We start from the raw sequence: 10,003 nt of genomic DNA on the forward strand, positions 1-10,003 counted from the left end.
GGTGGGAAATCAGGCGAAGTGGTCGAACGACGCGTAGTGTCGCAGCATCGGCTCACCGCGCGCATCGACCAGGCGCAAACCGCGTTCGTGTTCGACACGTCCAATGCGGGTGACAGGAGTCGCTGCGCTGCGCGATGCAGCTTCGACGGCAGCGCGCATGGCCGGTGGCGCGCAGAACACCAGTTCGTAGTCGTCGCCGCCCGCCAGGGTGTATTCAAGCCGTCGATCGTCGTCCAGATGTGCGCCCGCAGCCATCAACTGCATCGCAGCCGATGTTTCGATGACGGCACCGACCCTCGATTGGCGCAGGATATGGCTGAGGTCGCCGAGCAAGCCGTCGCTGACGTCAATGGCCGCTGTGGCGATGCCGCGCAGTGCCTGGCCCAGTGCGACGCGTGGCGTGGGCTGCTCCATTCGCGCGCGCGCTGCCTCGAATGCTTCGCCGGGTATGGACAGCGTGCCTCGAAACACTTCCAGTGCCAGCCGCGCGTCACCGACTGCGCCGCTCACATAGATGTCGTCTCCCGCCCTGGCGCCCGACCGCAGCAGGGACATTCCCGTGGGCACCTCACCGAATACGGTGATGCAGATGTTGAGCGGACCTTTGGTGGTGTCCCCACCCACCAGTTCGCATTCGTGCGCATCAGCCAGCGCCAGCAAGCCGCGCGAAAAGGGTTCGAGCCATGCTTCGTCGGCTTGTTGCATGGACAGTGCCAGCGTGAAGGCGAGCGGCCGCGCGCCGCAGGCTGCGAGGTCACTGAGATTGACTGCCAGCGCCTTGTGCCCGAGCCGTGCCGGATCAACAGTGGACAGGAAGTGGCGGCCCTCCACCAACATGTCGCTCGACACAGCCAGCTGCATTCCGGCAGCTGGCGCGAGCAATGCGCAGTCGTCGCCGATGCCCATCGCATTGCGACGGACGGGACGCTTGAAGTAACGATCGATCAGGTCAAATTCACCCATGGGCGCCATTGTTCACCAATTGCGCAGTGCAAATCGCTGCCGTGCATGATGTAGGCAATCGGAGGGTATGAAATGGGTGGGTACGAAACGGGACCTGCGGCGCAATCGATGCGACACATCAAATCGCTTGAGGTTGACGCGGCCATCGTGGACCTGGATGGAACTCTCGTCGATACGCTCGATGACTTCCGGGTGGCGCTCAATCTGATGCTGTCGGACCTGGGCCTTGCGCACCTGGAGAAGTCGGTCATCGAACCCATGATCGGTCGTGGCTCGGAGAACCTCATCCGCGCGGTGCTCGCTCGTGTCGGCGCGAGCGACGCGCTCTATCAAGACGCATGGCAGTCCTACCAGAAGCACTACCTCTCGATCAATGGGCAGCATTCAGCCGTGTTCGACGGGGCCGTGGCGGGGCTTGAAGTCCTGCGTGCGCATGGCTTGCGTCTGGCGTGCCTGACCAATAAGCCGCAGGCGTTCGCCGCTGCGTTGCTGGAAGCCAAAGGATTGGCTTCCTATTTCGATGTGGTGTTTGGCGGGGACGCTTTCGAGCGAAAGAAACCGGACCCGCTCCCTCTGGTCAAGACCTGCGAAGCGCTGGGCACCCGGCCTGCCCGCACCCTGATGATCGGCGATTCGAGCAATGACGCGGCGGCTGCGCGTGCGGCGGGGTGCCCAGTGGTTCTGGTGACGTACGGCTACAACCACGGCGAACCCGTGAGGGCTGTCGATTGCGATGGATTTCTGGAGTCGCTGGCGTTGCTTGGCCAGTGGCTGGGCCCGCGTCGCTAGTGCATGTCATCCGGTGCATCCGGGTCCATCATCGAGCGGATTGTGTCGCGGATTCCGGCGGCGGCCAGGGCAATGAACACGGCCGCGAGCACGGCGCAGGAGATCATCCAGGGCAGTGATGTGGTGAGCTGGTTGATTTCTGCCCCGCGGGCGTCAAGCCCCGCGTCACCTGTTGGCGCTGTTTCAGTGCCGCCCCAGACCGCCATCATCGCGGCGAACACAAGGGCCAGCCCGACAACAAGGGCGAACCATCCAAACCGCTGAACCAAAACTCGCATCCTCTATCCCCCGTTTGTTGCGCGAGGGCGAGTGGGCCGGAGTCCTCTTCAATAAGAGAATTTCCCTGTCTCATCCCCTGCGGCCGTCTTGTGGGCGGCTACGGGAAATTCTAGGGATGCGATTGCAGGTTGAACCCCAGACATTCGTACGTCTGTGCTGAGCAAAGGTCGCGTCAGGCGGGCTTTCCGAGAAGCGCGTCTTTCAATTTCCAGTCGGCGGGACTGGGGCCGAGCCAGATTCGCAGCAGCGCGTTGTAGAACTCAGGCTCCTTGAAGGGCTCGGTTTGCTGGAAGCACTTTGCGCTGTTGATGGAAATCACGGTGCCGACGCCCGGCACCCAGTCGATCATGAAGCTTTCACCTGCCTTCAAGGCCTTGCATTCCGAAAAGAGCTGGCTCATGCGCAGGACGCCGGGCACGAGCTTGGAAAACGCGGCCTTGTCCATGTTGTCTTCCATGCCGCGCGAGAACAGCTTTCCCAGTTCGCCGGAGTCGATGTCGCGCAGCATGGTGATGTTCATGCGCTTGGCGCCGGGCATGGCCAGCACTTCTTCGGTCGAGCCGGCTTTCCTTGGCAGGTACAGGCCGGCGGTGTAGACCTTGAAGATGGCCTTGTAGCGAATGCCTGCGCCGTTGAGGGTGACCTTGGCGCCTCGCACATCGGAGGCGTCGTCGTACTTCACGCCCGACACCGTCTGGGACTGGGCCTGTGCCATTGAGGTGGAAATGAGGGCGGCTGCAAGAAGGCCAGCCTTGAGCAGTTTTTTCATGCGATCTGTCTCCGTTGGCGAAAGAGGTGCTCTCGCTTTCTGTAATGGAATTCTTGCGTACCACGGCACGTCCGGCTAGAGGGTTTTCTCGCGTTTGCTACACTGCCGCCATGTTCATCCACCGCACTATCGTGACGGGTCTCGCCGACCGGGGAGCCTGGCCCTGGCGTAAGCCTTCTGTAGTGCGTTCCTGATTGCACGGGGCAGCCCGTGCCCCTCGCGTTCCGCCTTGCCGGGACACAACAATTGGACTGATGCGGTACCGCCGGTGCTGCCGAGCTTGTGGAGGCTCAACCCATGATCACAGAACTTGAATTCAAAAGCCTGGCTTCTCAAGGCTACAACCGAATACCGCTCATCGCGGAAGCCTTTGCCGATCTCGAGACCCCGCTGTCGCTTTACCTGAAGCTTGCGCATGCCAAAGCGGGGGGCAAATACAGTTTCCTGCTGGAGTCGGTTGTCGGTGGCGAGCGGTTCGGCCGTTACAGCTTCATCGGATTGCCCGCACGCACGCTGCTGCGGGCCAGCGGATTCGGTGCGGATGCGGCGACCGAGGTCGTCACCGATGGAGTCGTTGTAGAAACCGTGCGGGGCAACCCGCTCGACTTCGTCGAGGCCTACCAGAAGCGCTTCAAGGTCGCGCTGCGACCCGGCCTGCCGCGATTTTGCGGCGGCCTTGCGGGCTACTTCGGCTATGACACCGTCCGCCATATCGAGAAAAAGCTGGAGAAGTCCTGCCCACCCGACACGCTGGGCTGCCCCGACATCCTCCTGCTGCAATGCGAGGAGCTGGCGGTCATCGACAACCTGTCGGGCAAGCTGTACCTGATCGTCTATGCCGATCCGATGGCGCCAGAAGCGTTTGCTACGGGCAAGAAGCGGCTGCGTGAGTTGAAGGAGCAGCTGAAATACTCGGTGAGCGCGCCGGTCATCAGGCAGACCCAGGGTTTTCCGGCCGAGCGCGAGTTCGCAAAGGCTGATTACCTTCGTGCCGTCGACAGGGCCAAGGAGCTCATCGCTGGCGGTGACTTCATGCAGGTTCAGGTCGGGCAGCGAATCAAGAAGCGCTACACCGAATCGCCTTTGTCGCTTTATCGCGCGCTGCGATCTCTCAATCCCAGCCCGTACATGTACTACTACCACTTCGGCGACTTTCATGTGGTCGGTGCTTCGCCGGAAATCCTGGTTCGCCAGGAGCAGACGGACGAGGGCCAGAAGGTCACCATCCGTCCGCTTGCGGGAACGAGGCCCCGCGCTGCGTCGCCGCAAGAGGACAAGGCCGTCGAGATGGAACTGGTGAACGACCCCAAGGAGCGCGCCGAGCACGTGATGCTGATCGACCTGGCCCGCAACGATATCGGCCGCATTGCGAAGACAGGCACTGTCAAGGTGACCGAGGCATTCGCCGTCGAACGTTACAGCCACGTGATGCATATCGTCAGCAATGTCGAGGGCATCCTGAACGATGGCATGACGAGCATCGATGTGTTGAAAGCCACCTTTCCGGCGGGCACGCTGACCGGGGCGCCCAAGGTACATGCGATGGAGATCATCGACCAGCTCGAGCCCACCAAGCGCGGCCTCTATGGCGGCGCATGCGGCTATCTCAGTTATGCGGGCGATATGGACGTCGCGATCGCGATCCGCACCGGCATCATCAAGGACCAGATGCTCTATGTGCAGGCGGCTGCCGGGGTTGTGGCCGACTCGGTTCCAGAGATGGAATGGAGGGAAACCGAGGCCAAGGCGCGCGCCTTGCTGCGCGCATCAGAGCTGGTTGAGGAGGGACTGGAATGAAAGTCCTCATGATCGACAACTACGACAGCTTCACCTACAACCTGGTTCAGTACTTTGGCGAACTCGGTGCGCAGGTGGAAGTGTTTCGCAACGATGAGATCACCGTGGCTGGCGTTGCCGAACGCAAGCCTGACTTCCTGGTGATTTCTCCTGGCCCATGCTCACCGGCAGAAGCCGGGATTTCGGTAGAAGCCATTCGCCATTTCGCGGGCAAGTTGCCGGTGCTGGGCGTGTGTCTCGGACATCAGTCGATAGGGGCAGCGTTTGGCGGCAAGATCGTTCGCGCACAGCAACTGATGCACGGCAAGACGAGCGTGATCACGACAACGCAGGAAGGCGTCTTCGCCGGGCTTCCAAAGCAGTTCACTGTCAATCGCTATCACTCGCTTGCCATCGAGCCGTCGTCCTGCCCACCAGAACTCGCGGTGACGGCGCGAACCGATGACGGCGAAATCATGGGCGTGCGTCATAAAGAGCTGGCGATCCAGGGCGTGCAGTTCCACCCTGAATCTATCCTCACCGAGCATGGCCATGCGATGCTGAAAAATTTCCTGGAGCAAACTGCATGAGAGCCATCGATCTGCGCAGCGATACGGTGACACGGCCGACTCCCGGCATGAGCGCGGCAATGGCTGCGGCGCCCTTGGGTGACGATGTGTTTGGTGACGATCCGAGCGTGAACGCGCTGCAGGAAAAGATTGCCGGGATGCTCGGCTTCGAGGATGCGCTGTTCGTGCCGACGGGTACGCAGAGCAATCTGTGCGCGATCCTCGCGCATTGCCAGCGCGGCGACGAATACATCGTCGGGCAAATGCAGCATTGTTATCGATGGGAAGCCGGCGGCGGCGCGGTCTTTGGCAGCGTCCAGCCTCAGCCGATCAATCACCAAACCGATGGCACGCTGGCGCTCGAAGACATCGAAGCAGCGGTCAAGCCCGACGACCCGCACTTTGCCCGCACGCGCATGCTCGCTCTGGAGAACACGCTGGGGGGCAAGTTGTTGCCATTCGACTATGTCGAAAAAGCAACGGCACTGGCTCTGGACAAGGGATTGACGCGGCATCTGGATGGCGCGCGGCTGTTTAACGCGGCGACTGCGCAGGCGGCGAAATCGGGCGGAGATGTTCGCGCTGAAGCACGGCGTATCGCTCAATGCTTTGACAGCGTTTCCGTTTGCTTCAGCAAGGGCCTGGGGGCTCCGGTCGGATCCGCCCTATGCGGATCGCGTGAGTTCATTGGGCGGGCACGACGTGTTCGCAAGATGGCCGGAGGCGGAATGCGGCAAGCGGGCGTTCTTGCCGCAGCCGCGACGTACGCGTTGGACCATCACATCGACAGGCTCCGCGAGGACCACGAGCTCGCGGGGCAACTCGCCCGCGGACTGGCAGGCATCGAAGGTGTCATCGTCGAGCAGCCGCAAACCAATATGCTCTTCATTGATCTGGTTGGCCAAGCGCGCGAAAAGTCGAAGGGTTTGATCGACCATCTTGGGGCGCAAGGCATTCAGGCGATGGGCTTGTATCGACTTCGCTTTGTGACGCACCTCGATGTCGATGCGCAAGGTGTAGCACGCGCTGTCACGGCCATCCGCCAGTTCCTCCAGGATTGAGCATGCCCGAGCTGCAGCATCTTGCGCTGTTCGTTGTGGCCGGCTGGTTGCTCAACCTGACCCCCGGGCCTGATGTGCTTTACATCGTCACCAATTCACTTCGTTCGGGTGCGAGGGCGGGGCTTGTCGCCGGACTGGGCATCACGGCCGGATGTTTCGTTCACGTGTTTGCTGCGGCGCTTGGGGTGGGGGTGCTGCTAGCCACCTCAGCCATGGCGTTCACGGCGCTCAAGTACATCGGTGCGGCTTACCTGTTGTGGATGGGGGCGAAGATATTGCTGACCAACGCGCATCCGCCCACCCACCTTTCGGTGTCGGATGCTGGGGGTTCGCCCGCGACGCTGTGGTCGGTGTTTGCTGGCGGCTTCCTCACCAACGTACTCAACCCCAAGGTCGCGCTTTTCTTTCTCGCCTTTGTTCCGCAATTCATTGCACCGGACAGCGAGAACAAGGCGGTCGCATTCGTGTTGCTGGGTGTGCTGTTCAACATCAACTCGATCCCGGTCAATTCCGGCTGGGCTTTGGCCGCGGCCCGCATGGCCCGCAGCAATTCGGTTCAGCGCGCGATGCATTGGCTTGATCGAATCGCCGCCTGCATGTTCATCGGCTTCGGTGTGAAGCTGGCGCTGACCGACAATCCCACCCGATAGAACCCAGAGACAGCAAGGAGGCACCTATGCCGATCACTCCCCAGGAAGCGCTACAGCGCACCATCGAGCACCGCGAGATCTTCCACGACGAAATGCTCAGCGTCGTACGCCAGATCATGAGCGGTGAGTTGTCGCCTGTGATGATGGCGGCGCTCATCACCGGTCTTCGTGTGAAGAAGGAGACCATCGGCGAGATCACCGCAGCCGCGCAGGTCATGCGGGAGTTTTCGACCAAGGTTGACGTCGCGGACAAGACGCACCTGGTCGACATCGTGGGCACGGGTGGCGATGGTTCGCAAACGTTCAATATTTCAACCTGCTCGATGTTCGTTGCCGCTGCCGCTGGCGCGAAGGTGAGCAAGCATGGCGGGCGCAGCGTATCGAGCAAGAGTGGAAGTGCCGATGTGCTGGAAAGCCTTGGGTTGAACATCAACCTGCCGCCTGCGGCGATTGCAAAGTGCATCGCCGAAGTCGGCATAGGCTTCATGTTTGCGCCGAACCACCATCCGGCGATGAAGAACGTTGCGCCGGTGCGCAAGGAACTCGGCGTGCGCACCATCTTCAACATCCTGGGCCCACTCACCAATCCGGCAGGCGCTCCCAACATCCTGATGGGCGTGTTTCACCCCGACCTGGTCGGCATCCAGGTCCGTGCGCTCCAGCGTCTGGGCGCCGAACATGCGCTGGTCGTCTACGGCCGAGATGGAATGGACGAGGTCAGCCTGGGAGCCGCGACCATGGTGGGCGAGCTGAAGAATGGCGAGATCACCGAGTACGAGATCCATCCAGAAGACTTCGGACTGCCCATGGCCAGCAACCGGGCGCTCAAGGTTGAAACGCCTGATCAGTCGCGACAGATGCTGCTCAACGTGCTCAATAACGAGCCTGGCGCGGCGCGCGACATTGTCATCTTCAACAGCGGTGCCGCGCTCTACGCCGCCAACGTGGCCGGCTCCATCCAGGACGGTATTGACAAGGCGAGAGCCGCGCTGGACTCTGGCGCTGCGAAAGCCAGACTCGATGCCCTCGTGAAATTGTCCCAGTCGCTTGCGGCCTGATTGCCCTTATGTCCGACATCCTCAACAAAATTGTCGCGGTCAAACGCGAAGAAGTCGCCGCCGCCCAAAGCAAGGTGCCCCTGGCGCAGATGCGAGCCGATGCAGAAAGTCGCGTATTGACGCGTGATTTTGAGGGCGCTTTGCGTCGCAAGATCGCGGCCGGCAAGTCCGCAGTGATTGCTGAAATCAAAAAGGCCAGTCCGAGCAAGGGTGTGCTGCGAGCCGAATTCATTCCGGCGGACATTGCACAAAGCTACGCCGAATTCGGTGCAGCTTGCCTCTCGGTGCTGACCGACCGGGATTTTTTCCAGGGACAACCTGATTTCCTCAAGCAGGCGCGCGCCTCCTGCGACCTGCCCGTCCTGCGCAAGGACTTCATGGTCGATGCCTATCAGGTCTATGAATCGCGCGCGATGGGCGCTGATTGCATCTTGCTGATTGCCGCGTGCCTGGAAGATGCGCAGATGGCTGAGCTGGAAGCGATTGCTCGAAGCCTTGACATGGGGGTGCTGGTCGAAGTTCATGACAAACCAGAGCTTGAGCGCGCCCTCAAGCTAAAAACACCCCTGGTCGGGATTAACAACCGTAACTTGCATACGTTCGAGGTGACGCTGGACACGACGCTCGGCCTGATGGGCGAAGTGCCCGCCGATCGCTTGTTGGTCACGGAGTCGGGGATTCTGTCCAGGGAGGATGTTCACAAGATGCGTGAGGCGGGCGTCAATGCGTTCCTTGTCGGAGAGGCATTCATGCGAGCTGACGATCCCGGTCGCGCTCTGGCTGACCTGTTCGGCCATTAACGAATGGAAGACCGTCTTCGAGCCTGGCAGCCCGAGGTTTGGCCCGTGGCGCAGGGCTGGCGCCCCGCAATCGACTCCTTTCTCGCAAGCACGGCCGGGATACGGTTGAGCGCCTTCATGCGTGAACGTCTCGCGGCAGGCGCCGTGATCTATCCACCGGAGCCCTTTCGCGCACTGGCCCTGACCCCGTTGGAAAACGTGCGCGCAGTCATCATCGGACAAGACCCTTACCATGGGCCCGGGCAGGCCGAAGGGCTCGCTTTCTCTGTGCGGCCGGGTGTGCGACTCCCGCCGTCTCTGCAGAATATCTTCAAGGAACTCCGAGCAGGTTCCGTTGCGGCGACTCAGGCAAACGGTTCGCTCGTTGCGTGGGCGCAAAAGGGCGTGTTGTTGCTCAACACCAGCCTCACCGTTGAGGATGGCGAGCCCGGGAGTCATGCGAGGAAGGGGTGGGAAGTCCTCACGGATTTGTTGCTCGAGCAAGTCGCGACGCGGGCTTCCCCGTGTGTTTACATGCTTTGGGGCGCTCATGCGCAAGCCAAAGCGGACCTCATTGAATGCGCTGCTAGTCGCAATGGATGCGATCACCTCATCCTGAAAGCCAATCACCCGTCACCACTGTCAGCCCGGCGACCGCCAGTCCCGTTCCTGGGCAGCGGCCACTTCGCACGGGCTCGCGAGTGGCTGGGCGCAAGAGGCTACATCAATATTTTCTAGCCGCATGAAGGTGCTGGTGCAGGCTGATGCTTATGAATCGTGCTATATTTCGAGGTTCGCCGGAGGGGTGCCCGAGTGGCTAAAGGGGGCAGACTGTAAATCTGTTGGCTTACGCCTACGCTGGTTCGAATCCAGCCTCCTCCACCAGTCCTTCAGCCAAGGACGGGCGATGTATTTGGTTAGTTGAAGTTGTTGCGTTACTGCTGATTGTGTAGAGCTCGGAAAGCCTGCTTGGGTTGCCGGAAGTCACCCCCAAGGCGGGAGTAGTTCAATGGTAGAACCCTAGCCTTCCAAGCTAATGACGCGGGTTCGATTCCCGTCTCCCGCTCCACACGATGCGGCAGGTAGCGACGCAGAGATTTCGCCCTTGTGGCGAGCAGAGATTTCGCCCTTGTGGCTCAGTGGCAGAGCACTCCCTTGGTAAGGGAGAGGTCGCGGGTCCGATTCCCGCCAAGGGCACCAGACGTTTGTTGATCAGTTTTTTTTCGGAGTCGAAAAATGTCAAAGGAAAAGTTTGAGCGGACCAAGCCGCACGTCAACGTGGGGACGATTGGACACGTGGACCATGGCAA

11 protein-coding genes and 3 tRNA genes are annotated in these 10,003 nt (G+C 61.0%); 11 read left to right on the plus strand and 3 right to left on the minus strand.

Translation table 11 applies throughout. From position 1 onward, the window contains the following. Positions 1-9: 9 nt before the first annotated feature. Positions 10-963 (minus strand): thiamine-phosphate kinase, encoded by a 954-nt coding sequence (gene thiL / locus AQ12_RS03165; RefSeq protein ID WP_048438434.1) that lies wholly within the window; start codon positions 961-963, stop codon positions 10-12. A gap of 108 nt (positions 964-1,071) precedes the next feature. Between thiL and gph the strand changes: the two genes are divergently transcribed. After that, the gene (gene gph / locus AQ12_RS03170) at positions 1,072-1,752 is read left to right on the plus strand and encodes a phosphoglycolate phosphatase (protein ID WP_048438435.1); all 681 of its coding nucleotides are present in this window, start codon (positions 1,072-1,074) and stop codon (positions 1,750-1,752) included. Here gph and AQ12_RS03175 read toward each other — a convergent pair. Together AQ12_RS03175 and AQ12_RS03180 are read right to left on the minus strand one after the other, a co-directional pair. Next, positions 1,749-2,030, minus strand: coding sequence for a hypothetical protein (locus AQ12_RS03175; protein ID WP_152682652.1), 282 nt, complete (start codon positions 2,028-2,030; stop codon positions 1,749-1,751). The two genes, gph and AQ12_RS03175, sit on opposite strands and share 4 nt — an antisense overlap. Positions 2,031-2,203: 173 nt before the next feature. Beyond that, entirely contained in the window at positions 2,204-2,800 is a 597-nt protein-coding gene (locus tag AQ12_RS03180) for a chalcone isomerase family protein (RefSeq protein ID WP_053076537.1), read from the minus strand. Positions 2,801-3,097: 297 nt separating this feature from the next. Here AQ12_RS03180 and trpE point away from each other — a divergent pair, with 297 nt between their 5' ends. The 10 genes from trpE (at position 3,098) to AQ12_RS03230 (ending at position 9,893) form a co-directional block, all read left to right on the plus strand. Then, positions 3,098-4,597 carry an anthranilate synthase component I gene (trpE, locus tag AQ12_RS03185; RefSeq protein ID WP_048438396.1) on the plus strand — a complete coding sequence of 500 codons (1,500 nt, stop codon included), beginning with the start codon at positions 3,098-3,100 and terminating at the stop codon, positions 4,595-4,597. Continuing rightward, positions 4,594-5,166 (plus strand): aminodeoxychorismate/anthranilate synthase component II, encoded by a 573-nt coding sequence (locus AQ12_RS03190; protein ID WP_048438397.1) that lies wholly within the window; start codon positions 4,594-4,596, stop codon positions 5,164-5,166. The genes trpE and AQ12_RS03190 overlap by 4 nt, the downstream gene beginning before the upstream one ends. Then, positions 5,163-6,206 (plus strand): low-specificity L-threonine aldolase, encoded by a 1,044-nt coding sequence (ltaE, locus tag AQ12_RS03195; protein ID WP_048438398.1) that lies wholly within the window; start codon positions 5,163-5,165, stop codon positions 6,204-6,206. Before AQ12_RS03190 ends, ltaE begins: the two co-directional genes overlap by 4 nt. Positions 6,207-6,208: 2 nt before the next feature. Continuing rightward, on the plus strand, positions 6,209-6,856 hold the full coding sequence (locus tag AQ12_RS03200) for a LysE family translocator (RefSeq protein ID WP_048438399.1): 648 nt from the start codon (positions 6,209-6,211) through the stop codon (positions 6,854-6,856). A 26-nt stretch (positions 6,857-6,882) separates the two neighbouring features. Next, on the plus strand, positions 6,883-7,914 hold the full coding sequence (gene trpD / locus AQ12_RS03205) for an anthranilate phosphoribosyltransferase (RefSeq protein WP_048438400.1): 1,032 nt from the start codon (positions 6,883-6,885) through the stop codon (positions 7,912-7,914). Positions 7,915-7,922: 8 nt separating this feature from the next. Further along, positions 7,923-8,714: an indole-3-glycerol phosphate synthase TrpC gene (gene trpC, locus AQ12_RS03210; RefSeq protein ID WP_048438401.1), complete on the plus strand. Its 792-nt coding sequence runs from the start codon at positions 7,923-7,925 to the stop codon at positions 8,712-8,714. Between the two features lie 3 nt (positions 8,715-8,717). Beyond that, positions 8,718-9,431, plus strand: coding sequence for a uracil-DNA glycosylase (locus AQ12_RS03215; protein WP_048438402.1), 714 nt, complete (start codon positions 8,718-8,720; stop codon positions 9,429-9,431). A gap of 61 nt (positions 9,432-9,492) precedes the next feature. Beyond that, positions 9,493-9,578, plus strand: a tRNA-Tyr gene (locus tag AQ12_RS03220). A gap of 110 nt (positions 9,579-9,688) precedes the next feature. Continuing rightward, positions 9,689-9,762: transfer RNA gene (locus AQ12_RS03225), tRNA-Gly, on the plus strand. A 56-nt stretch (positions 9,763-9,818) separates the two neighbouring features. After that, positions 9,819-9,893: transfer RNA gene (locus tag AQ12_RS03230), tRNA-Thr, on the plus strand. The last annotated feature ends 110 nt before the right edge of the window (positions 9,894-10,003 follow it).

This window comes from Caenimonas sp. SL110 (assembly GCF_001044395.1).
In the GTDB taxonomy this organism is placed as follows: Bacteria; Pseudomonadota; Gammaproteobacteria; order Burkholderiales; family Burkholderiaceae_C; genus Ramlibacter.

What these genes read in the sequence shown, in the direction of transcription:
- thiL (WP_048438434.1), bottom strand. Translation starts at nt 963, where the DNA reads ATGGGTGAATTTGACCTGATCGATCGTTACTTCAAGCGTCCCGTCCGT.
- gph (WP_048438435.1), top strand. Translation starts at nt 1,072, where the DNA reads ATGCGACACATCAAATCGCTTGAGGTTGACGCGGCCATCGTGGACCTG.
- AQ12_RS03175 (WP_152682652.1), bottom strand. Translation starts at nt 2,030, where the DNA reads ATGCGAGTTTTGGTTCAGCGGTTTGGATGGTTCGCCCTTGTTGTCGGG.
- AQ12_RS03180 (WP_053076537.1), bottom strand. Translation starts at nt 2,800, where the DNA reads ATGAAAAAACTGCTCAAGGCTGGCCTTCTTGCAGCCGCCCTCATTTCC.
- trpE (WP_048438396.1), top strand. Translation starts at nt 3,098, where the DNA reads ATGATCACAGAACTTGAATTCAAAAGCCTGGCTTCTCAAGGCTACAAC.
- AQ12_RS03190 (WP_048438397.1), top strand. Translation starts at nt 4,594, where the DNA reads ATGAAAGTCCTCATGATCGACAACTACGACAGCTTCACCTACAACCTG.
- ltaE (WP_048438398.1), top strand. Translation starts at nt 5,163, where the DNA reads ATGAGAGCCATCGATCTGCGCAGCGATACGGTGACACGGCCGACTCCC.
- AQ12_RS03200 (WP_048438399.1), top strand. Translation starts at nt 6,209, where the DNA reads ATGCCCGAGCTGCAGCATCTTGCGCTGTTCGTTGTGGCCGGCTGGTTG.
- trpD (WP_048438400.1), top strand. Translation starts at nt 6,883, where the DNA reads ATGCCGATCACTCCCCAGGAAGCGCTACAGCGCACCATCGAGCACCGC.
- trpC (WP_048438401.1), top strand. Translation starts at nt 7,923, where the DNA reads ATGTCCGACATCCTCAACAAAATTGTCGCGGTCAAACGCGAAGAAGTC.
- AQ12_RS03215 (WP_048438402.1), top strand. Translation starts at nt 8,718, where the DNA reads ATGGAAGACCGTCTTCGAGCCTGGCAGCCCGAGGTTTGGCCCGTGGCG.